At 71.6% G+C, this 26,324-nt stretch carries 2 protein-coding genes (1 of these 2 only partly in view); both read right to left on the bottom strand.

Annotated features, from left to right (window positions below):
* The coding region (locus tag ACFXB5_RS12715; protein WP_385206144.1) for a type I polyketide synthase at positions 1–1,778 on the bottom strand (1,778 nt) is incomplete at its 3' end.
* A 43-nt stretch (positions 1,779–1,821) separates the two neighbouring features.
* Positions 1,822–26,324 carry the 3' portion of a type I polyketide synthase gene (locus ACFXB5_RS12710; RefSeq protein ID WP_385206141.1) on the bottom strand. 13,156 nt of this gene lie beyond the right edge of the window, so the window shows 24,503 of its 37,659 coding nt (coding positions 13,157–37,659); its start codon lies off the right edge, out of view; the stop codon is at positions 1,822–1,824.

Below are 26,324 nucleotides of genomic sequence, written 5' to 3'. Positions count from 1 at the left end.
GCGAACACCGGCGAAGACTCCAACAACCCCACCGCCATCCCCACCCACTGCGACCCCTGCCCCGGAAACACCAACACCGCACGACCATCACCACCGGCCACGCCCCGGACCAGCCCAGAGACGTCCTGGCCCTCCGCCAGCGCCGCCACCCCACCGACCAAACCGCCCCGGTCCCCGGCCAGCACCACCGCACGATGCTCGAAGACCGTACGCGTCGTCGCCAGCGACCACCCGACATCCCCGGCCGACAGCTCCGCCCGCTCCTCCGCGTACGACGCCAGCCGACCCGCCTGCGCCCGCAACGCCGCCTCGGAGCGGGCCGTCAGCACCCACGGGACCACCGCGGAGTCGCCCCCGCTCACCCCCTCGTCCACCGCGTCATCGTCATCGCCGACCGGCGCCTGTTCCAGCACCACATGGGCGTTGGTGCCGCTGACGCCGAAGGCCGAGACACCGGCCCGGCGCGGTTCGCCGCTCTCCGGCCATGCGACCTGCTCGGCCAGCAGCTCGACCGCGCCGGCCGACCAGTCGACATGCGGTGTCGGCTCATCGACGTGCAGCGTCTTCGGCAGCGCACCGTGTTGCATGGCCAGGACCATCTTCATCACACCGGCCACACCCGCCGCCGCCTGCGTATGGCCGAGGTTGGACTTCACCGACCCCAGCAGCAGCGGCCGACCGTCCGCACGGTCCTGCCCGTAGGTGGCCAGCAGCGCCTGGGCCTCGATCGGATCGCCCAGCGTCGTACCCGTGCCATGTGCCTCGACCGCGTCCACCTCGGCGGCCGACAGCCGCGCGTTGGCCAGGGCCTGGAGGATGACGCGTTGCTGGGAAATGCCATTGGGCACGGTCAGGCCGCTGCTGCTGCCGTCCTGGTTGACGGCGGAGCCGCGTACCACCGCCAGTACCGGGTGGCCGTTGCGGCGCGCGTCCGACAGCCGCTCCAACAGCAGCATGCCCACACCCTCGCCCCAGCCCGTGCCATCCGCGGCCGCCGCGAACGCCTTGCACCGGCCGTCCGGGGCAAGACCCCGCTGACGGCTGAACTCCACGAAGAGGCCGGGCGTGGACATCACGGTCACGCCTCCGGCGAGGGCGAGCGGGCACTCCCCCTGCCGCAGGGACTGCACCGCGAGATGCAGTGCCACCAGCGACGACGAGCAGGCGGTGTCCACCGTCACCGCGGGCCCCTCGAAGCCGAAGGTGTAGGAGAGCCGACCCGACATCACACTGGCCGCACCACTGGTGGCCAGGAAGCCCTCGACGCCCTTCGGGGCCTGCCGCAGCGCGACGGTGTAGTCCTGACCGTTGGTGCCCACGAAGACACCGGCCTTGCTGCCGCGCAACGACGCCGGAGTGACACCGGCCCGCTCCATGGCCTCCCACGACGTCTCCAGCAGCAGCCGCTGCTGCGGATCCATCGCCAGCGCCTCACGCGGCGAGATCCCGAAGAAGGTGGGATCGAAGGCGCCCGCGTCGGAGAGGAACGCGCCCTCCTTGACGTACGAGGTGCCGGAGCGATCGGGGTCCGGGTCGTACAGCTCCTCCAGATCCCAGCCGCGGTCCTCCGGGAACGCGCTCACGGCGTCCTCGCCACGGGCGAGCAGCCCCCACAGCTCCTCCGGAGACCGCACACCGCCGGGGAAGCGGCAGCTCATCGCCACGATCGCGATCGGCTCCCGGGACTTCTCCTCGACATCGCGGAGACGCCGCTGCGTCTGGCGCAGATCGGCCATGACGCGCTTGAGGTACTCGACAAGCTTCTCTTCGTTTGACACTTGGCCCTGCCCCCTCGAAGAAACCAGGTGATTCTCGTTCATGTCAGGCGTCTCCGAGTTCTCGGTCGATGACGTCGAAGAGCTCGTCCACCGATGCGCTTTCCAGGTCGTCGTTGACGTTGTCGTCCCGTACGGCGCTCCCGCCCCCGCCGACGGGTTCGCTCAGCTTGGCCAGCACCGACTGGAGCCGGACGATGGCCTTCGCCCGGGTGATGTCGTCCTGCGGCATGGCCGTAAGGACGGTTTCGAGTCGGTCGATCTCGGCGGGCAGCGACTTCTCCGGGGCTGCCTCGTCCTCGACCAGCTCCCCCATGAGGTGGCGGGCCAGCGCGGACGCCGATCCGTAGTCGAACAGCGCGGTCGGCCGCAGCCGCAGCCCGGTGGCCGCGTTGAGCCGGTTGCGCAGTTCCACGGCGGTCAGCGAATCAAGCCCCATGTCGAAGAAGCCACGCTCGGCGTCGATGCCCTCGTGCGTGGCGTATCCGAGGACAGCGGCCGTATGCGTACGCACCAGGTCGAGCAGGGCGGGTTGGCGTTCCGCCGCCGGGAGCTCCGCGAGTGTCGTGGCGAGCGTCGGCCGGTGGGTGCCGGCCGCCTGCCCGTCCAGATGGGCGTCGGCGACCTGCCGTGCAGTCCTGACCTCGGCGATGTCGCCGAAAAGGAGGCCGAGCCGGGTGCCGTCGACACCGGCGGTGAAGCGCGGCCAGTCGATGTCGGTGATGACCGGGCAGGTATCCGACTGGTTGACGGCCCGCGCCATCGCGGTGACGGCCAGCTCGGGTTCCATCGCGGGCAGGCCGAACCGCTCCATGCGGCCGCTGATGGCCGCGTCCTGGGTGGCCATGCCACCGTCGGCCCACGGCCCCCAGGCCACGGAGGTGGCGGGCAGGCCCTCGGCGCGGCGGTGTTCGGCGAGCGCGTCCAGGAAGGCGTTCGCCGCCGCGTAGTTGCCCTGTCCGGCGCCACCCACCGTCGCGGAGAACGAGGAGAACAGCACGAACGCCGAAAGGTCCAGCTCGCGCGTCAGCTCGTGCAGATGCCACGCCGCCTCGGACTTCGCCCGCAGCACGCCTTCGAACCGGTCCACCGACAGCCCGTCCAGCACACCGTCATCCAGCACACCCGCCGTATGCACCACAGCCGTCAGCGGGAACTCCTCCGGCACCCGGGCCAACACCCCGGCCAGCGCACCCCGGTCACCCACATCACACGCCGCAACCGTCACCCGAGCACCCGATTCGGCCAGCTGCGCCCGCAACTTGTCCACGCCCTCGGCCGCCGGACCGCGCCGCGAGACCAGCACCAGATGCTCCGCACCGGCCCGCGCCAGCCAGCGCGCCACATGGGCACCCAGCGCGCCCGTACCACCGGTCACCAACACCGTCCCCGACGGCTGCCACGCCTCCCCGCCCTCGGCACCCACCGCCACCGCACGGACCACACGGCGAGCGAACACACCCGACGCCCGCACCGCCACCTCGTCCTCACCGGTGGCACCGCCGATGACGGCGGTCAGTCGCTCCAGAGCCCGGCTGTCCGGCGCCTGTGGCAGGTCGACCAGGCCGCCCCAGCGCTCCGGGGCCTCCAGTCCGGCGACCCGGCCCAGCCCCCACACGGCCGCCTGTTCCAGGCTCAACGGACTCTCCGAACCGCCCGTCGCCATCGCGCCCCGCGTCACACACCACACGCGGCCACCCACACCCGCGTCGCCGATCCCCTGAAGCAGGGACAAGGTCAGCGCAAGGCCCGATGGCACCGACGCATACTGGCCGTGCCGCCCCTCGGCCAATGCCAGCAGCGACAGCACCCCCGTGACGTCGGCTGCCCTGTCCGCGCCGCCCAGGGCGGCGCGCAGCCGAGCCGCCACGGCTTCACGGTCGGCTTGGGCATCCTCGATCTCGACGACCACGGGCAGCGCACCGCGCATGGCCAAAGCGGCCACGCAGTCCGCGACCCATGCGTCGTCGGTCAGCCCGGCGGGGACCGCCACCAGCCACGATCCCGTCAGCGCCGCAGCCGCCACCTCCGAGACCGGCGACCAGGCGATCCGGTAGCGCCACGCGTCGACCTGTGACCGCTCGCGGTTACGACGCCGCCACGACGACAGGACCGGCAGCACCGCCGCGAGCGACTCACCCGTGACGGCCTCGCTCTCGACGGCCAGCGTGTCCGCCAGCGCCGACAGGTCCTCGCGCTCCACCGCGTCCCAGAAGTCGGCGTCGGCGGAGTCGCGTTGGGCGTCTGCCGTGCCGTGGTGGGTTTCCGGCGCCGCGCCTGTCGCAACCCAGTAGCGCGTGCGTTGGAAGGCGTACGTCGGCAACTCCACGTGCCGCGCCGGTCGTCCGGCGATGGCCGCGAGCACGGCCGTCCAGTCCACCGACACACCCCGGACATGCGCCCCGGCGGCGAGCGTCAGTGCGGTCTCGACCTCGTCGCGACCGGAGCGCGCGGCGGGTAGGAAGACGGCGACATCTGCTGTCTCCTCCGGCAGGCACTGCTCGCCCATCGTGGACAGCACCTCGTCCGGGCCGAGCTCCAGGTAGGTGGTGGCTCCAGCGTCCGCCAGACTCCGCACCCCGTCCGCGAACCGCACGGCCTCGCGGACGTGTCGTACCCAGTACTCGGCCGAGCACAGCGCATCGACGTCCGCCACCAGTCCCGTCACGTTCGACACGACGGGGATGCGGGGAGGTGCGTACGTCAGCCCCTCGGCCACCTGGCGGAATTCCTCCAGCATCGGCTCCATCAGCGGCGAGTGGAAGGCATGGGAAACCCGCAGCCGCTTGGTCTTGATGCCCTCGGTCTCCAGCAGCCCGGCAATCTTCACCACGGCTTCATCCGCGCCGGAGATCACGGTCGAGCGCGGACCATTGACCGCCGCCACGCTCACCTCAGCCTCACGACCAGCCAGTAGCGGCAGTACGTCGGCCTCAGCCGCCCGCACCGACACCATCACCCCACCCGACGGCAGCGCCTGCATCAACCGCCCACGTGCCACCACCAAGGCACACGCGTCTTCCAGTGACAACACCCCCGCCACATGCGCCGCCACCAGCTCACCAATCGAATGCCCTGCCACAAAGTCGGGTCGCACACCCCACGACTCCACCAACCGGAACAGCGCCACCTCCACCGCAAACAACCCACACTGCGTATACGCGGTCTCATCCAACGCCGCCGCGTCCCCACGGATCACCTCCCGCAGCGAACGCTCCAACACCCCATCGAACCGCGCACACACCTCATCGAACGCCTCCGCGAACACCGGGAACGCCTCGTACAACCCCTGGCCCATCCCGACCCGCTGACTGCCCTGACCCGAGAACAACACCGCCAACTTGCCCGGCACCGCCGAACCCTGAACCACACCCGGCGCCGGATCACCGATCGACAGCGCCTCCAAGCCATCGACAAGACCAGCCCGATCAGCGGCCAGCACCACAGCCCGATGCTCAAACGCGCTACGCGTCGTGACCAGCGACGACGCCACATCGGCCGCCGACGGCTCCGCCCCGGCCTGACTGCGCGCGTACGACAGAAGCCGCTCCGCCTGCGCTCGCAGCGCTCCCTCGGACTTCGCCGACACCACCCACGGCACCAGCGCCGACTCCTCAGGCGCGTCGGTCACCGGCACGGCGACGGGCCGCTCCTCGGGGGCGTGTTCCAGGATGACGTGCGCGTTGGTGCCACTGATGCCGAACGACGACACACCCGCACGCCGGGGACGGCCGGTCTCCGGCCACTCCACCGCATCCGTCAACAACTCCACCGCACCCGCCGACCAATCCACATGCGGCGACGGCTCATCGACATGCAACGTCTTCGGCAGCACGCCGTGCCGCATCGCCAGCACCATCTTCATCACACCCGCCACACCGGCCGCCGCCTGCGCATGACCGATGTTCGACTTGATCGCCCCCAGCCACAGCGGCCGCTCCCCGGCCGCCCGCTCCTGGCCGTACGTCGCCAGCAACGCCTGCGCCTCGATCGGATCGCCCAGCTTCGTGCCCGTACCGTGTGCCTCGACCGCGTCCACCTCAGCGGCCGACAGCCGAGCGCTCTCCAACGCCGCCCGGATCACCCGCTGCTGCGACGGACCATTCGGCGCCGTCAAACCGTTCGACGCGCCGTCCTGGTTGATGGCGCTGCCCCGCACCACCGCGAGCACCTGGTGGCCGTTCCGCCGTGCGTCCGACAGCCGTTCCAGCAGCAGCATCCCGACGCCCTCGGCCCAGCCGGTGCCGTCCGCGGCTCCCGCGAAGGGCTTGCAGCGCCCGTCCGGGGCCAGTCCGCGCTGACGGCTGAACTCGACGAACGCGAGCGGGCTGGCCATGACCGTGGCGCCGCCCGCGAGGGCCAGCGAGCACTCGCCCTGCCGCAGCGCCTGGGCGGCCCAGTGCAGCGCCACCAGGGACGACGAGCAGGCGGTGTCCACGGTCACCGCGGGTCCCTCGAAGCCGAAGGTGTAGGAGATGCGCCCCGAGGCGACGCTTCCCGCGTTGCCCGTCATGAGGTAGCCCTCGGTGGCCTCGCCGGCCTGCTGCACCGCATCGGTGTAGTCGTGGTAGGTCAGCCCGCAGAACACACCGGTCTGGCTGCCGCGCACCGACGCCGGGTCGATACCGGCCCGCTCCAGCGCCTCCCACGACGTCTCCAGCAGCAACCGCTGCTGCGGATCCATCGCCAACGCCTCACGCGGCGAAATCCCGAAGAACTCCGGATCGAAATCACCCGCGTCGTACAGGAAACCACCCTCACGCGCATACGCCGTGCCCCGGTGATCGGGATCCGGGTGATACAGACCTTCCAGGTCCCAGCCACGATCGTCGGGCAGCCCCGAGATCGCGTCTCCGCCGCTGATGAGCAGTTGCCACAGCTCTTCGGGCGTACGGACGCCGCCCGGGAAGCGGCAGCCCATTCCGACGATGGCGATCGGCTCGTCGTCGGTCCTGGCCTTGCGCACCGACGACGTGGCCTCGGGCCGGTCGAGGGCCGGGGATTCGTCCGCGACCTGTATGGAGCCCATCACCTCGCTGAGGATGTGGCGGGCGACCGCGGTCGGTGTCGGATAGTCGAAGACCAGCGTGGCCGGAAGCCGAAGACCGGTGGCGGCGTTGAGGCTGTTGCGCAGTTCGACCGCGGTGAGCGAGTCGAAGCCGATGTCGCTGAACGCACGGTCGGGAGCGATGGCGTCCGACTCCGTATGGCCGAGCACGGCTCCCGCGTGATCGGTCACCAGCTCCAGCAGGATGTCCTCCCGCTCGGACCGGGGCATACTCGTGAGACGGCGTACCAGGACAGTGGCGCCGCCCTGGTCGTCGGCGGCGGCGTCGATCACCCGCCGGGCCGGGGCGCCGATGAGGTGGCGCAGCAGAGCGGGGGTGGTTCCGGGCCGGGCGTGTGCGCGGAGCACCGCGACGTCCATGCGCGTCGGCACCAGCAGGGCGTCATCGGTCGTGTGTGCCGCGTCGAGGAGCGCGAGTCCCTCGTCGGCGGTCAGGGGGGTCATCCCGAACCGGGCCATCCGGGCCATGTCGACCTCGCCCAAGTGGCCGGTCATATCGCTGCGTTCGGCCCAGAAGCCCCAGGCCAACGACACCCCGGCGAGCCCGCGCGCCCGGCGGCGCGCCGCCAGCGCATCCAGGAACATATTCGCCGCCGCGTAGTTCCCCTGCCCCGCCGCGCCGAATGTCGCAGCGGCCGACGAGAACATCACAAACGCCGACAGATCCAGATCCCGCGTCAACTCATCCAGATACACCGCCGCATCGACCTTCGGCCGCAACACCGCATCCATACGTTCCGGCGTCAACGACTCCACCACACCGTCATCCAGCACACCGGCCGCATGCACCACACCACGCAACGGACGATCCGCCGGAATACGCGCCAGCACCCCCGCCAACCCCTCACGGTCGGCGACATCGCACGCCTCGAACACCACGCGTGCGCCGATGCCGGCGAGCTCGGCTTCCAGTTCCGCCGCACCCGCCGCGTCGCGGCCGCGACGCGACACCAGCACCACGCTGCGCACCCCGTGGCGGGCGACCACATGGCGCGCCACCAAACCGCCCAGCACACCACTGGCGCCCGTGATCAGCACCGAGCCATCGGGCTCCCACACCACGTCTCGTTGGGGTGCCACGGGTACCAGGGCCCGGGTCAGCCTGGGGGCGTACGCACCGCCCCCACGCACGGCGATCTGAGGCTCTCCGGTGGCCACCGCCGCGCCGATCGCCTCAGCGGCCCACTCCAGGCTCTCCAAATCCACCAGGACGAATCGGTCCGGATGCTCGGCCTGTGCCGAGCGCACCAGACCCCAGACCGCGGCAGCCGCCGCATCCGGCACATCCTCACCCGCCACGGCCGCCACCGCACCCCGCGTCACCACCACCAGTCGCGATTCGGCGCACCGCTCCTCGGCCAGCCACACCTGGAGCGCGTCCAGGACTCGATGTGTCGCCTGGCGGGTCGCGGACACCAGGTCGTCCTCCGCCGCGACGGAGTCGGTTGCCGAGTCGGTGAGGAACGGCAGGAGGACAAGTTCGGGCACGGCCCCGGCCGATGCGTCGGGCCGGAGCAGCGCGCCCATGTCGTCGTACTCGTCGATCCGGCCACCGCTCGTTTCGAGCGCGGTACGCAGTTCGGCGCCGTCAGGGCCGACGATCGGCCAGTGGGCGCGGTCCGGCTCAACACCGGCGGAGCCTGCCGGGACACTCATCCACTCCACCCGGAACAGCGACTCATGGGGCCTCCGGCCCCCGGTGAGCTGCTCCGATGTGAAGGTGCGGGTCGCCACCGCATCGACATCGGCCACCGCGTGGCCCGATTCGTCGGCCAGCAGGATCGCCACGCCGCCCGGCCGTTCCGTGGCGAGCCGTACGCGCAGGGTCGTCGCACCGGTGGCGTACAGGGACATTCCGGTCCACCGGTACGGGAGCCGGACGCGGCCGCCGTCGTCGGCCGTCAGATCGGTCACGGCGTGCAGGGCCGCGTCGAGCAGCACGGGATGCAGGCCGAAGCGACCGGCCTCGGAGCGCATGTCCTCCGCCAACGCCACCTCGGCGAAGATCTCCGCACCTCGACGCCACGCATGGCGCAGGGCGTGGAACGCCGGACCGTATTCGATACCGCTGAGCGCGGCCGCGCTCGGATACCGGTCGGCGAGGTCGATCGGCTGGGCGTCCGCCGGCGGCCACTGGCCGAGCCCTGTGTCCACCGGAACCGTGGGCCCCTCCGTGCTCAGCACACCGGTGGCATGGTGGGTCCACGGGAGGTCGGCGGGCCCGCCCTCGAAGCGCGAGTAGAGGTTCACGGTGCGTCGTCCGGAATCGTCCGGGCCGCCCACCGTCAGTTGCAGCTGGACGGCGCCGCTGTCGGGAAGGGCGAGGGGCGTTTCCTGCGTCAGCTCCGCCAAGTGGCCGCAGCCGACCGCGTCACCGGCGCGCAGCGCCAACTCGACCAGGGCGGACCCGGGGAGCAGCGCGGTGCCGTGAACAGTGTGGTCGGCCAGCCACGGGTGTGTACGGAGCGAGAGTCGACCGGTGAACAGCTGCCCGCCGAACTCGGGCAGCGCGACCGCCGCGCCGAGCAGGGGATGGTCGGCGGAGGTCAGTCCGGCCGAGGACACATCGCCCGCCACGGCCGAGGGCTCGACCCAGTAGCGCTGGTGCTGGAAGGCGTACGTCGGCAGATCGACCCGCCGCGCGCCCGTGCCCGCGAACATCCCCGCCCAGTCGACGGCCGCGCCGCCCACGTAGGCCTCGGCCAGGGAGGTGACGAATCGGTCGAGACCGCCTTCGTCACGGCGCAGGGACCCGACGGCGGTGACACGTGTCCCGTGGTCCTCGGCGGTCTGCTCCACGCCCATCATGAGCACCGGATGGGCGCTGGCCTCGATGAACGTATCGAAGCCAGCGGCCAGCAGGGCGCGTACGGTCTCGTCGAAGCGCACGGTCTGCCGCAGATTGCGGTACCAGTACGCGGCATCCAGGTCGACCGTATCGAGCACTCCGCCGGTCACCGTCGAATAGAACGGCACCGACGACGGTCGAGGGCTGATCCTCGCGAGCGCCCGCAGCAACTCGCCCTCGATTTCCTCCACATGAGCACAGTGCGAGGCGTAATCGACGGGGATACGACGCGCCCGGACCTCGTCCGCCTCACACGCCGCCAGCAACTCGTCCAGCGCGTCCGCGTCACCGGAGACCACGACCGCCGACGGGCCGTTCACCGCCGCCACCGACAGCCGCTCACCCCACCGGCCCAGCCGCTCCCGCACGGCCTCCACCGGCAACGACACCGACACCATGCCGCCACGCCCCGACAATGCCCGCAGCGCCTTGCTCCGCAACGCCACCACTCGCGCCGCGTCATCCAACGACAACGCACCCGCCACACACGCCGCCGCGATCTCACCCTGCGAATGACCGATGACCGCCGCGGGCTCCACCCCATACGAACGCCACAACTCAGCCAACGACACCATCACCGCGAACAGAGCGGGCTGCACCACATCCACCCGCTCCAACGCCTCCGCAGCACCCTCACCACCCCGCAACACATCCCCAAGCGACCAGTCCACGAACGGCGCCAACGCCACCGCACACTCCCCGATCCGCTCCGCGAACACCGGCGAGGACTCCAACAACCCCGCCGCCATCCCCACCCACTGAGACCCCTGACCAGGGAAGACCAACACCGCGCGGCCATCAGCACCGGCCACGCCCCGGATCAGCCCCGAGGCCTCCCGGCCCTCCGCGAGTGCCGCCACACCATCGGCCAGACCGTCCCGGTCCCCGGCCAGCACCACCGCACGGTGCTCGAACGCCGAGCGCGTGGTCGCCAACGACAGGCCGATGTCATCGGCCGAGAGCTCCGCCCGCTCGCGCACATGCGCCATCAGCCGGTCCGCCTGTGTCCGCAGCGCGGCCTCGGACTTGCCCGAGACCGGCCAGGGAGTGACGGGCAGCCGCCCCAGGCCGCCATCGGGCTCGTCCACGGCGGGCCGCTCGGCCACCGGCCGCGGCGAAGGCGCCTGCTCGAGGATGATGTGCGCGTTGGTGCCGCTGACGCCGAAGGAGGACACTCCCGCCCGCCGCGGCCGGCCGGTCTCGGGCCACGGCGTGGCATCGGTCAGCAGCTGGACGGTGCCGGGCGACCAGTCCACGTACGGGGAGGGCTCGTCCACGTTGGGCATCCCGGGCAGCAGACCGTGCCGCATGGCCAGCACCATCTTGATCAGGCCGGCCACACCGGCGGCCGCCTGCGTATGCCCGATGTTGGACTTGATCGAGCCGAGCCACAGGGGCTGTTCGTCGGTGTGCTCCCGGCCGTACGTGGCCAGCAGCGCCTGCGCCTCGATCGGATCGCCCAGCGTCGTACCCGTACCGTGCGCCTCCACGACGTCGACCTGCCCGGCCGGGAGCCCGGCGTTGGCCAGCGCCTGGCGGATCACTCGCTGCTGGGACGGTCCGTTGGGCGCGGTGAGGCCGTTGCTGGCACCGTCCTGGTTGACGGCGGAGCCACGTACCACCGCAAGGATCTGATGGCCGTTGCGGCGCGCGTCCGACAGCCGCTCCAGCAGCAGCATGCCCACGCCCTCGCCCCAGGCCGTCCCGTCGGCGGACGCCGCGAACGGCTTGCACCGGCCGTCCGGCGCCAGGCCCCGCTGGCGGCTGAACTCCACGAAGCCACGCGGTGACACCATCACCGAGACGCCACCGGCGAGCGCGAGGGAGCACTCGCCCTGTCGCAGCGCCTGTGCCGCCAGGTGCAGCGCCACCAGGGACGACGAACAGGCGGTGTCCACGGTCACCGCAGGTCCCTCGAAGCCGAAGGTGTACGAGATACGGCCGGACACGACGCTGGCCGCGTTGCCGGTGGCCACATAGCCTTCGGTGGTCTCCGGAGCCCGGTCGACCAGGGACACGTACTCCTGCCCATTGGTGCCCATGAACACCCCGGTACGGCTGCCGCGCACCGCTTCCGGGTCGATTCCGGCCCGTTCCCACAACTCCCACGACGTTTCCAGCAGCAGCCGCTGCTGGGGGTCCATCGCCAGCGCCTCACGTGGCGAGATACCGAAGAAGGACGCGTCGAAGCCGCTCACCTCGGAGAGGAACGCACCCTCGCGTACGTAGCTCTTTCCGAGCGCGTCCGGATCCGTGTCGTACAGCCCCTCGAGGTCCCAGCCACGGTCCGTGGGGAACGCCGAGACGGCGTCCTCTCCGGCGGCCAGCAGCCGCCACAGGTCGTCGGCGGAGCGTACGTCGCCGGGGAAGCGGCAGCTCATCGAGACGATCGCGATCGGCTCATCCGCCGCGGCGGACGCGGTCGTGGCCACGTCCGCGGTCGCGCCGTCCGTCTGATCGTGGCTGCCGAGCAGTTCGGTGAGCAGATATCCGGCCAGCGCGGTCGGTGTGGGGTAATCGAAGACCAGGGTGGCCGGGAGCTGAACGCCCGTGGCCTCACTGAGCTGGTTGCGCAGGCCCACCGCGGTCAGGGAGTCGAACCCGATCTCCATGAAGGCGCGGCCGGGGCCGATGGCGTCCACACCGCTGTGACCGAGCACGGCGGCCACATGGGCACGCACGAGCTCCAGCAGGGTGCGCTGCCGTTCGGCCTCGGACAGGGTCTCCAGACGGCGGACGAGTGCCGAGGACTCCTCGGTGTGCGCGGGGTCGGTGTCGCCGGGCCGGGCGGTCGCGGTCAGCTTCCGGGCTTCCGGGACTCCGCTGAGCAGCCGGGACAGCCGCCGAGCCTCGAAGGTGTCGGCGAAACGCTCCCAGTCGGCGTCGACAACGGCGAGAGCGGCGTCCGGGTGGGTGACGGCGCGCTTCAGCGCCGCCAGGGCCAGCCGCGGATCCATCGCGGTCATGCCATTACGCCGGATGGTGCGGCTGACCTCGGCGCTGCTGACGGCCATGCCGTTGTCGGCCCACGGGCCCCAGGCCACCGAGGTGGCCGCGAGCCCCGCACCGCGCCGCCACTCCGCCAACGCGTCCAAAGTCGCGTTCGCCGCCGCGTAGTTCGCCTGCCCAGCCGCACCCACCGTCCCCGAGAACGAGGAGAACAGCACAAACGCCGAAAGCTCCAGCTCGCGTGTCAGCTCGTGCAGATGCCACGCCGCCTCGGACTTCGCCCGCAACACACCCTCGAACCGCTCCACCGACAGCCCGTCCAGCACACCGTCATCCAGCACACCCGCCGCATGCACCACAGCCGTCAGCGGGAACTCCTCCGGCACCCGGGCCAACACCCCGGCCAGCGCCTCGCGATCGCCCACATCACACGCCGCAACCGTCACCCGAGTACCGATCTCCCTGAGCTCGGCACACAACTCATCCACGCCCTCAGCCCCAGGACCACGACGCGACACCAACAGCAGATGCTCCGCACCCGAACGCGCCAGCCACCGCGCCACATGAGCACCCAACGCACCCGTACCACCGGTCACCAACACCGTCCCCGACGGCACCCAACCCTCCACACCATGCCCGCCGGCCGACGCCCGGACGATACGGCGCGCGAACACCCCCGAGCCGCGCACGGCGACCTCGCTCTCGCCCGTTCGGCCGCTCACCACGTCCACCAGGCGATCCGCCGCCCGCGCATCCCACACCTCGGGAAGATCCAGCAGACCGCCCCACCGCTCCGGCACCTCCAGACCGGCGACGCGGCCCAGGCCCCACACCGCGGCCTGCTCCACCGCGCGCACGCCCTCGGAACCAGCGACCGCGACCGCGCCGCGCGTCGCACACCACACCGGAGCGGCCAGGCCCACATCGCCCACAGCCTGCACCAGTGACAGCGTCAATGCCACGCCCAGGGGCACCGACCGATGCTGGCCGTGGCGGCCTTCGGCCAGCGCCAGCAGGGACAACACGCCTGCGGCATCGGCCGCTTCGGGCGTGCTCAAAGCCTCGCGGAGTCGCGCCGCCACCGCCTCACGGTCGGCGTCCTCGGGCTCCAGCTCGACCACCACCGGCTGTGCACCCCGCCCGGCGAGGGCGTCCGCACACGCCGACACCCACGGGTCGGTGGCCATCCCCGCGGGGACCGCCACCAGCCAAGGACCCGTCACCGTGCCCGCCCCGTCGGACATCGGCGACCACGACACGCGGTAACGCCACCCGTCCACCGTGGCGCGCTCACGTCCACGGCGACGCCACGACGACAGCACCGGCAACACCGCCGCCAGCGATTCACCGGCGCCGTTCTCGTCCGCGACCGCCAGCGTGTCGGTGAGCGCCGACAGATCCTCGCGCTCCACCGCGTCCCAGAAGTCGGCGTCCACCGCGTCCGTGGAGCCCGTCACAGCCGTGGTGACGGACGATTCCAGCCAGAAGTGCTCTCGCTGGAAGGGGTACGTGGGCAGCTCGACGGGCCGGGGGTGCGTCGGTGCGAGCAGGGCGGCCCAGTCCACGGCACGACCTCGCACATGGATCTGGGCCAGCCCCTCCATGACGGAGGCGGTCTCTTCCCAACCGCTGCGGAGAACAGGGGCGAAGACGGCGTCCGGCGCGCACTCCTGCCCCATCCCGGAGAGGACTCCATCGGGGCCCAACTCCAGGTAGGTGACCACACCCTGCCCGGCCAGGCACTCGACCCCGTCCGCGAACCGCACGGTCTCGCGGACGTGGCGCACCCAGTACTCGGCCGAGCACAGCGCCTCGGCATCCGCCACCAGACCCGTCACGTTCGACACGACGGGGATACGCGGAGGCGCGTACGACAGCCCCTCGGCCACCTGCCGGAACTCCGCCAGCATCGGCTCCATCAACGGCGAGTGGAACGCATGCGAGACACGCAGCCGCTTGGTCTTGACGCCCTCGGCCTCCAGTAGCCCGGCAATCTCCACCACGGCTTCTTCCGCGCCGGAGATCACGGTCGAACGCGGACCGTTGACCGCCGCCACACTCACCTCAGCCTCACGACCGGCCAGGAGCGGCAGTACGTCGGCCTCAGCCGCCCGCACCGACACCATCACCCCACCCGAGGGCAACCCCTGCATCAACCGCCCACGAGCCGCCACCAACACACACGCGTCCGCAAGCGACAACACCCCCGCCACATGCGCCGCCACCAGCTCACCAATCGAATGCCCGGCCACAAAATCCGGCCGCACACCCCACGACTCCACCAACCGGAACAGCCCCACCTCCACCGCAAACAACCCACACTGCGCAAACCCGGTCTCATCCAGCCCCGGCACATCCCCGAACACCACATCCCGCAGCGAACGCTCCAACACCACGTCAAACAGGGCACACACCTGGTCAAACACGTCCGCGAAGACCGGGAACGCCTCATACAACTCCCGACCCATCCCGACCCGCTGACTCCCCTGCCCCGAGAACAGCACCGCCAGCTTCCCCGGCACCACCGAACCCCGCACCACACCAGCCGCCGGTACGCCATCCACCAGCGCCCGCAGCCCGGCCGCAAATCCCTCACTGTCGCCCGCCAGCACCACCGCCCGCTCATCGAGGACCGACCGCGTCGTAATCAGCGACAACGCCACATCGGCCAGCGACGCCTCCGCCCCGGCCTCACCCCGGGCGTAAGGCAGCAAAAGCTCCGCCTGCGCCCGCAGCGCACCCTCGGACTTCGCCGACACCACCCACGGCACCAGCGCCGACTCCTCAGGCGCGTCGGTCACCGGCACGGCGACGGGCCGCTCCTCGGCGGGGTGTTCCAGGATGACGTGCGCATTGGTGCCACTGATACCGAACGACGACACACCGGCACGCCGCGGACGATCCGTCTCCGGCCACTCCACCGCATCCGTCAGCAGCTGCACCGCACCCGCCGACCAATCCACATGCGGCGACGGCTCATCCACATGCAGCGTCCTCGGCAGTACACCGTGCCGCATGGCCAGCACCATCTTCATCACACCCGCCACACCCGCGGCGGCCTGCGTATGACCGATGTTCGACTTCACCGACCCCAGCCACAGCGGCCGGTCCTCGGCGCCGCGCTCCCGCCCGTAGGTCGCGAGCAGCGCCTGCGCCTCAATCGGATCGCCCAGCTTCGTGCCCGTACCGTGTGCCTCGACCGCGTCCACCTCAGCGGCCGACAGCCGGGCACTCTCCAACGCCGCCCGGATCACCCGCTGCTGCGACGGACCATTCGGCGCCGTCAAACCGTTCGACGCACCGTCCTGGTTGACCGCGCTGCCCCGCACCACGGCCAGCACCCGGTGACCGTTCCGCCGTGCGTCGGACAGCCGCTCCAGCAGCAGCACACCCACGCCCTCGGCGAGCCCCATGCCGTCCGCGGCTCCCGCGAACGCCTTGCAGCGGCCGTCGAGCGCGAGGCCGCGCTGGCGGCTGAAGCCGATGAGGGCACCGGGGTTCGGCATGACGGCGACGCCACCGGCGAGCGCCAGCGAGCACTCCCCGTTCCGCAGCGCCTGCGCCGCCAGGTGCAATGCCACCAGGGACGAGGAGCACGCGGTGTCCACGGTCACCGCGGGGCCCTCGAAGCCGAAGGCGTACGCGACGCGTCCGGACACGACGCTGGCCGCGCTCCCCGTCATCAGGTGGCCTTCGGAGCCCTCGGGCGCCTCATGCACCCGCGGCCCGTACTCCTGGTAGTTGGATCCGATGAAGACGCCGGTGCGGCTGCCGCGCAGTGCGAGCGCGGGCACACCGGCACGCTCGAAGGCTTCCCATGAGGTTTCCAGCAGCAGCCGCTGCTGGGGGTCCATCGCCAGCGCCTCACGCGGCGAGATACCGAAGAAGGACGCGTCGAAGTGACCCGCGCCGTAGAGGAAGCCGCCCTCACGCACATACGTCTTGCCCGGCGCGTCCGGGTCCGGGTCGTAGATGCCCTCGATGTCCCAGCCACGGTCGGTGGGCAACCCGCCGATCGCGTCACCGCCGGACATGATGAGCTGCCACAGCCCCTCAGGGGAGGACACCCCGCCCGGATAACGGCAGCTCATCGCCACGATGGCGATGGGGTCGTCGTCGGAGTCCACGGGCGCGGCCCCGGCCATCTCCGCCCGTAGCGCCGTCTGCGGGAGGGCGGGGGTGTCCGCCTCGTCGGCCGTCGTCCCCGTCAGCTCGGTGAGGATGTGCTCGCTCAGGACGGCGGTGCTGGGGTAGTCGAAGGCCAGCGTGGCGGGCAGGCGCAGCCCGGTGGCCGCGTTCAGCCGGTTGCGCAGTTCGACGGCCGTCAGCGAGTCGAAGCCGAGGTCCTTGAACGCGCGCTCGGAGTCCACCGCGTCCGAGGTGGCGTGTCCGAGGACGGCCACCACCTTCGCGCGCACCAGCTCCAGGACGGTGTGCTCACGCTCGGTGGGGGTCAGTCCGGCCAGCCGCTGCCGCAGGCCCGAGGGGGCGTCGGCCGACGCGTTCGCGACCGCTCCGGCGGTGTCGGTCCCCTCCTGGATGCGTCGCATCGCGGGCAGTTCGTCCAGCAGTGGGCTGGGGCGGGCGGAGGTGAAGACCGGGATGAAGCTCTCCCAGTCGATATCGGCGATGGCCAGATGGGTCTGGTCGTGGTCGAGTGTCTGCCGCAGCGCGGCGATGCCGAGCGCCGGGTCCATGAACCGCAGTCCACGCCGCCGCAACTGGTCCAGGTCGAGGGCCTCGGGCATGTTGTCGCCGGTGGCGTCCCACACTCCCCAGGCCACCGAGGTGGCCGTCCGGCCGTTCGCCCGCCGCCGCTCGGCGAGCGCGTCCAGATAGGCGTTGGCGGCGGCGTACGCGCCGTGGTCGCCCACACCCCACACCCCGGACACCGAGGAGAACAGCACGAACGCGTCCAGCGGGGTGTCGCCCAACAGCTCGTCCAGATGGGCCGCGCCCGCCACTTTCGCGTCCATGACCTCGGCGAACTCCGCCGAAGTCGTCACGCCCAGCCCGGCCAGGTCGATATATGCCGCGGCGTGGATGACGGCGGTGAGCGGCCGGTCGTCGGGTACGGAGTCGAGAACGCGCTGGAGCGCGGCGCGGTCCGCCACATCGCATGCGGCGACGGTGACCCGGGTGCCCTGTTCGGCCAGTTCCGCGACCAGGTCTTCGGCGCCGGGGGCGGCGAGCCCGCGGCGGCTGGTCAGCACCAGGTGTTCGGCGCCGTTGTCCGCCAGCCACCAGGCCAGACGGGTGCCGAGGGCGCCGGTGCCACCGGTGATGAGGACCGTGCCACGGGGCTTCCAGGCGCGCCGCGCAGGGGTGGTCCCGAGGGGTGCGGGCTCGAGCCGCCGCAGCATCACGCCCGAGGCGCGGATCGCGACCTGGTCCTCGGGGCCGCCGTCCGCGAGCACTCCGGCGAGCCGGGCCCCGGCCCGGGCATCCATGGTGCGCGGCAGGTCGATCAGCCCGCCCCAGCTGTCCGGGTACTCCACTCCGGCCACCCGGCCCAGGCCCCACACCGCCGCCTGGGCGGGGCTGGTGAGCGGATCGGAGCTGCCGATGGACACCGCGCCCTGGGTGGCGCACCACAGCGGCGCGCGGACGCCGAGGTCGTCGAGGGCCTGGATCAGGGCGAGGGTCAGGGTCAGGCCGGTGGCCACGGGATGGTCGGGGTACGGGTGTTCGTCCAGCGGCAGCAGTGACAGCACGCCGGACAGCGTGTCCAGCGGGTGGTCGGCGGTGGCGGCGCGCAACCGCTCGGCGACCGTGGCACGGTGTGCGTCGTCCGCGCCCAGCTCGACGAGAACGACATCGGCGCCGTGTGCCGCGAGCGCCTCGCGGGAGGCCGCGACCAGCGGGTCGTCGGGTCGGGAGCTGGGAGCCAGCAGCAGCCACGGCCCCGGAAGCGAGGCGGCCGGGGTGCCGCTCTTGGGGCGCCAGATCACGCGGTAGCGCCACTCGTCCACGGTCGATTCGGAGCGCCGCTGCCGACGCCACTGCGCGAGAGCGGGCAGGACGGTGCCCAACGAGGCGTGCTGCTCGGTGGATCCGACCTGGAGCGTGGCGGCCACTGCCTCGGCGTCCTCGCGCTCCACGGCCTGCCAGAAGTGCGTGTCCGCGCTGTCTTCGGCCGACGTTCCCTCGGTGGACCGCGCGGTGGTGGCCGAGGTGAGCCAGTAGCGCTGGTGCTGAAAGGCGTAGGTCGGCAGGTCGACGGGGTACGCACCGGTTCCGGCGAACACCGTCCGCCAGTCGACGGCCATACCGCCGACATGGGCCTCGGCCAGGGAGGTCAGGAACCGGTCCAGACCGCCCTCGTCGCGGCGCAGCGAGCCGATGGCCGCCACGGGGGTGCCGTGGTCCTCGGCCGTCTGCTCGATGCCCATGGTGAGCACCGGATGCGCGCTGGCCTCCACGAACGTCTGGAATCCCTCACCGAGGAGCACCCGTACGGTCTCGTCGAAACGCACCGTCGCACGCAGATTGCGGTACCAGTAGCCGGCGTTCAGCTCGGTGGTGTCCAGCACACCGCCGGTCACCGTGGAGTAGAACGGCACCGAGGAGGAGCGCGGAGCGATCCCGGTGAGGGTGCGCCGGATCTCGTCCTCGATGCTCTCGACGTGGGCGGAGTGCGAGGCGTAGTCCACGGGGACGCGGCGCGCCCGGATCTCCTCCTCCTCGCACGCCGCCAGCAGCTCCTCCAGCGCGTCCGCGTCACCGGAGACCACGACCGCCGAAGGGCCATTCACCGCCGCCACCGACAACCGCTCACCCCACGCCGCGAGCCGCTCCCGTACACGGTCCACGGGCAGCGAGACCGACGCCATGCCACCGCGCCCGGACAGCGCCCGCAGTGCTTGGCTGCGCAGGGCTACGACGCGCGCGGCGTCCTCCAGCGACAACGCACCCGCCACACACGCCGCCGCGATCTCACCCTGGGAGTGGCCGATGACCGCCGCCGGCTCCACACCGTAGGAGCGCCACAGCTCCGCCAGCGACACCATCACCGCGAACAGGGCGGGCTGGACGACATCCACCCGCTCCAGCGCCGCGGGGTCGCTGAGCACATCCACCAGCGACCAGTCCACATGCGGCGCCAGAGCCGCCGCGCACTCCTCGATCCGCCGGGCGAACACCGGCGAGGAATCCAGCAGCCCGGCCGCCATCCCCACCCACTGCGACCCCTGACCGGGAAAGACGAAGGCGACCCCGGCGCTGCGCTTGGCCACACCTTCGGCCAGCCCGGAGGTGCCTCGGCCCGCGAGGTGATCGGTCAGGATCCGTACGGCCTCCGCGCGGTCGGGGGCCAGTACGACCGCGCGGTGTTCGAAGGCGGTCCGCGTGGTCGCGAGGGACAGTCCGATGTCCTCAGCCGCGATCTCGGGGTACCGCTCAACGTGGTCCAGCAGCCGCCTGGCCTGGGCGCGCAGCGCGGCCTCGGACTTGCTGGACAGCGGCCAGGGGATGAGCGGGAGCGCAGTCCGAGGCACCGCCGCTTCCTCCGCCACGTCCGCACCGGAAGCGGCGTCGGTAGCGGCCGGTGACGGCGCCTGCTCGATGATGGCGTGGGCGTTGGTGCCACTGATGCCGAACGAGGACACACCGGCCCGGCGCGGCTCCTCACCCTCGGGCCACGCGGTGGCCTCGGCGAGGAGTTCGACAGTGCCCGTCGACCAGTCCACGTGTGCGGACGGCTCGTCGATGTGCAGGGTGCGGGGCAGCACGCCGTGCCGCATCGCCAGCACCATCTTGATCACACCGGCCACACCGGCGGCCGCCTGCGTATGACCGATGTTCGACTTGACCGACCCCAGCAGCAGCGGCTGATCCGTGGCCCGCTCACGGCCGTAGGTGGCCAGCAGTGCCTGTGCCTCGATCGGGTCGCCCAGCTTCGTCCCCGTCCCGTGTGCCTCGACGGCGTCGACCTGCCCGGCCGTGAGCCCGGCGTTGGCCAGCGCCTGGCGGATCACGCGTTGCTGGGACGGGCCGTTGGGGGCGGAGAGCGCGCTGCTCGCGCCGTCCTGGTTGGTCGCCGTGCCCCGGACAACCGCCAGCACGGGGTGCCCGTTGCGCTGTGCGTCGGAGAGCCGCTCCAGGAACAGCATCCCCACGCCCTCGGCGGCCCCGAAACCGTCGGCCGCCGCCGAGAAGGGCTTGCACCGGCCGTCGGACGCGAGCCCGCGCTGACGGCTGAAACCGATGAAGGTGCCGGGCGTGGCCATGACGGTGACGCCACCGGCCAGGGCGAGGGAGCACTCCCCCTGGCGCAGCGCCTGTACGGCCAGGTGCAGGGCGACCAGCGACGAGGAACACGCGGTGTCCACCGTGACCGCCGGACCCTCCAGGCCCAGCGTGTAGGCCACCCGCCCGGACACGACGCTGATGGCGCTGCCGGTCACGAGGTGGCCCTCGACACCGTCGATGGCCTCGTGCACCCGCGGCCCGTAGTCGGGGGCCACGGCCCCGACGAAGACCCCGGACCGGCTGCCCTTGAGCGAGGCCGGGTCGAGGCCCGCCCGCTCGATGGCCTCCCACGAGGTCTCCAGCAGCAGCCGCTGCTGGGGGTCCATCGCCAGCGCCTCACGCGGCGAGATCCCGAAGAAATCGGCGTCGAAGTCGCCGACGTCGGGCAGGAACCCACCCTCACGCGCGTAGGAGGTGCCCGGCTGGTCGGGGTCCGCGTCGTAAAGCGAGTCGAGGTTCCAGCCGCGGTCGTCGGGGAACGGTGTGATGGCGTCCTCGGCGCCGCTCAGCAGCCGCCAGAACTCCTCGGGCGAGCGCACCCCACCGGGAAAGCGGCAGCTCATCCCGACGATCGCGATCGGCTCGCGAGCCGCCGACTCCACATCCTGCAGACGCTGCCGCGTCTGATGCAGATCAGCCGTCACCCGCCGGAGGTAACCGCGGGACAGCTCAGGCTTCAGCTGGTCGGCCACCATCGCGCGAGTGGCGTCGTCGGCTGAGGTGTCCGTGCCGAGCAACGCGGCTTCCAGCCGGTCCAGTTCGGCGGCCACGTCCGACGGGTCGTCCGCGGCTACGGGGGCGATCTCCGCACCCAAGTGTGCGGCCAGCGCGGCGGGCGTCGGATAGTCGAAGATGAGGGTGGCGGGCAGCCGCAGCCCGGTGGCCGCGTTCAGCCTGTTGCGCAACTCGACCGCGGTGAGCGAGTCGAAGCCCAGCTCCAGGAAGCCGCGATCGGTGACCACCGCGGAAGCCGTCCCATGGCCGAGGACCGTGGCGGCGTGTTCCTGGACCAGACGCAGCAGCGTCCGCTGCCGCTCCCCCTGACCGAGCCCGGCCAGCCGCCGCGCCAGCGACGCCTCCTGCGCACCAGGCTCTTCCTGGGCCGAGGCGCGCCGGGACGGGGCGGGCCGTCGTACGAGCCCGTTCAGCAACGGGGGCACGGGCGTGGTGTCGGCGATGGCCGCCAGCTGGCCGAGGTCGAGCCGTGCGGGCATCACCACACCCTCGGCCAGCCGACCCGCCGTGTCGAACAGCCGCAGTCCCTCCTCGGAAGAGAACGGCACCAGTCCGCCCCGCGTCATACGGGAGAGGTCGGCCTGGTCGAGGTGTCCGGTCATCCCGCTGCGCTCGGCCCATAGACCCCAGGCGAGCGACACTCCCGGCAGACCCATCGCCCGGCGCCGCTGAGCCAGCCCGTCCAGGAACGTGTTGGCGGCGGCGTAGTTGGCCTGGCCCGCGGCCCCCAGGACACCGGCGGCCGAGGAGAACAGGGCGAACATGGCCACATCGAAACGGCGTGTCAGCTCGTGCAGATGCCACGCCCCGTCGACCTTGGCGCGCAACACCGCGTCCAGCCGCTCCGGGGTCAGCGAGGTCACCGTGCCGTCGTCCAGGAGACCCGCGGCATGCACCACACCGGTCAGACCATGCCCATCGGGCAGGTCGGCCAGCAGATCCGCCAGCGCGTCGCGGTCGGCGACATCGCAGGCGGCGACCGTGACCGAGACCCCCTGGGCCGTCAGCTCCGCCTCGAGCCCCGTCAGGCTCTCGGCGGCGCGGCCACGGCGGCTGACCAGCAGCAACCGGCGTATACCGTGCTCGGCCACCAGATGCCGGGCCACCAGTCCGCCCAACACGCCACCGGCGCCGGTGATCAGTACGGTTCCCTCCGGGTCCAGCGCGGCCGGAACGCTCAGCACCAGCTTGCCCACATGGCGCGCCTGGCTCATGAACCGGAACGCCTCGGGAGCCCTGCGCACATCCCACACCCGTGCGGGCAGCGGCTCCAGCCCACCGCGTTCGAAGAGCGCCACGATCTCCGCGAGCATCTCCCCGATGCGCTCGTGGCCCGCCTCGGCCAGGTCGAACGCCCGGTACATCACACCCGGATGCGCGGCGGCCACCTCCTCGGCGGACCGCACATCCGTCTTGCCCATCTCGATGAACCGCCCGCCCTCACCCAGCAGCCGCAGCGACGCGTCCACGAACTCACCCGCCAGGGAGTCCAGGACCACATCCACCCCACGACCGCCCGAGGCGGCCCTGAACCGCTCCTCGAACTCCAGCGTCCGCGACGACGCGATATGCGCATCATCCAGCCCGAGACCACGCAGGACGTCCCACTTGGACTCGCTCGCGGTCGCGAACACCTCCACACCCCAGGCCCGCGCCAACTGCACCGCGGCCATCCCCACACCACCGGCAGCCGAATGCACCAACAGCGACTCACCACGCCGCAGGCCCCCCAGCTCCCGCAGCGCGTACAAGGCCGTCACGAACCCCACGGGGACGGAGGCGGCCTCGGTGAAAGACCAGCCATCCGGCATCCGCACCAGGGTCCGGTGGTCCACCACGGCCAACGGTCCGAAGCCACCGGACCACAGCCCCATCACGCGGTCGCCGACGGCGAGGGAGGTCACACCGGGGCCGGTGGCCACGACCACACCGGCCCCCTCGCCGCCCATCATTGCCTCGTCCGGATACATGTCCAGGGAGATGAGGACATCGCGGAAGTTCATGCCCGTGGCACGCACGGCGACCCGGACCTCATGCTCGCCGAGTTCCCCGGTGGCGTCCGTGGCCGTGGCCAGCGTCAGCCCCTCCAGCGTGCCCGCTCCCGACGCCTCCAGCCGCCACGCCTCCGTACCATCCGGTGGCGTCAGCACGCCCCCCGCGGCGCCGGCGGCCAGACGTGGCACCAGCACCTCGGCACCGCGCACCGCGAGCTGCGGCTCCCCAGTCGCCACCGCCTGGTGCACCACGCCCAGCGATGCCTCGGCGCCGTCCACGTCCAGCAGAACGAAACGGTCCGGATGCTCGGCCTGCGCCGACCGCACCAACCCCCAGACCGGAGCCGCGGCCAGGTCGCGCGGATCCGCACCGTCCTCGGTGGCCAGCGCACCCCGGGTGACGAACACCAGCCGCGCCGAGGCGAACCCGTCCTCCGCCAGCCATGCCCGCGCCATGTCCAGGGTCCGGTGGGCCATGGCGTGTGTCGCCGGGACTGCGTCCTCGCCGGGGCCGGAGGACACGGTCACGAACACCAGATCCGGCATGGAAGCGCCGGATCGTACGTGTGCTGCCAGAGCGGCCAGGTCGGTATGTTCCTCCACCGGTCCATCGGCCGCCTCCAACACCCTGGCCAGGCCGAAGGGGTCCGGTCCGGCCACGGCGCATCGGTCGGTGGCGGGGGCCGAGGCGGCTGCGGGCCCTGCGATCCACTCCACCCGGTACAGCGACTCGTCGTCGCCCGCGGACGACGCGAGCTGCGCTTCCGAAACCGGCCGGGTGACCAGCGCATCCGCCGACGCCACCAGCCTTCCGGCGGCGTCGGCCACCAGCACCGACATCCCATCGGCACCCGCGCGGGCCAGCCTTACCCGCAGAGAGGTCGCGCCGGTGGCGTACAGCGACACACCGCTCCACACGAACGGCAGCCGGATCCCGGCCTTGCTCCCGTCCTTCTCCGGACGCGAGGCGGCGGACACCAGCCAGGCGTGCAGCGCCGCATCGAGCAGTGCGGGATGCAACGCGAACCGGACTGCGTCGGCGCGCGACTCCTCCGGCAGCGCCACCTCGGCGAAGACCTCGTCACCCTTGCGCCAGACGGCACGCAGCCCCTGGAACACCGGCCCGTACGCCAGTCCGGTGGCCGCCACATCCTCGTAGAAGCCCGCGGTGTCGACCGCTTCCGCGCCCGCCGGTGGCCATGCCTTCAGGTCCGCCGGGCTCGTCGTCTTGTCCATGGCGGTGGAGTTGAGGGCCAGCATGCCCTTCGCATGGCACGTCCACGACGCGTTCGGCGTGCCGTCGCGGCGGGAATACACGCTGAACTCGCGCTGCCCATCCTGCCCGGGCCCGCTCACCACCAGCTGCACCTGGACCGCCCCCGCCTCGGGCAGCACCAAAGGCGCTTCCAGCGTCAGCTCCTCCAACCGATCGCAACCCACCGCGTCACCGGCCCGCGACGCCAACTCGACAAACGCCGTACCGGGCAGGATGACCCGGCCCAGCACCGCATGGTCGGCAAGCCAGGGATGCGTACGGAGCGACAGCCGACCGGTCAGCAGGAAACCGTCCGAGTCGGGCAGCGGCACGGCGGCCCCCAACAACGGATGCCCGGCCGAGTCCAACCCCACCGACGCCACATCGCCAGTGGTCTCGATGGCATCGGACTCCAGCCAGAAGTGGGTGCGCTGGAAGGCATACGTCGGCAGATCGACGCGCTCCGCGCCCGTTCCCGCGAAGAGCCCTGCCCAGTTGACGGACGCGCCGCCCACGTAGGCCCCGGCCAGGGAGGTCAGGAAGCGCTCCAGGCCGCCTTCCTCACGGCGCAGCGAACCGACCGCGGTGACACGGGTCCCGTGGTCCTCGGCCGTCTGCTCCACACCCATCGTCAGGACGGGGTGGGCACTGGCCTCGATGAACACCTGGAAACCGTCGGCCAGCAGGACGCGTACGGTCTCGTCGAAACGCACCGTCTGACGCAGATTCCGGTACCAGTACCCGGCGTCCAGACCGGCCGTATCCAGCACCCCGCCGGTCACCGTCGAATAGAACGGCACCGACGAAGGCCGGGGGCTGATCCCCGCGAGGGCTCGCCGAAGTTCGTCCTCGATCGCCTCAACGTGAGCGCAGTGGGAGGCGTAATCCACCGGAACGCGCCGCGCCCGAATCCCCTCGCCCTCGCAAACGGCCAGCAGCTCATCCAACGCGTCGGCGTCACCGGAGACCACGACCGCCGAGGGCCCGTTCACCGCCGCCACCGACAACCGCTCACCCCACCGGCCCAGCCGCTCCCGTACGACCTCCACGGGCAGCGACACCGACACCATCCCGCCACGCCCCGACAACGCCCGCAGCGCCTTGCTCCGCAACGCCACCACCCGCGCCGCGTCATCCAACGACAACGCACCCGCCACACACGCCGCCGCGATCTCACCCTGCGAATGACCAACGACCGCCGCAGGCTCCACCCCATACGAACGCCACACCTCAGCCAACGACACCATCACCGCCCACAACACCGGCTGCACCACATCCACCCGCTCCAACGCCACCTCATCGCTGAGTACATCCACCAACGACCAGTCCACGAACGGCCCCAACGCCGCCGCACACTCACCCATCCGCTCCGCGAACACCGGCGAAGACTCCAGCAACCCCGCCGCCATCCCCACCCACTGAGACCCCTGACCAGGGAAGACAAGCACCG

This window comes from Streptomyces sp. NPDC059455, assembly GCF_042750115.1.
In the GTDB taxonomy this organism is placed as follows: Bacteria; Actinomycetota; Actinomycetes; order Streptomycetales; family Streptomycetaceae; genus Streptomyces; species Streptomyces endocoffeicus.
Note: the sequence above shows the minus strand (reverse complement) of the source record. Positions and strands in the feature narration are given on the sequence as shown.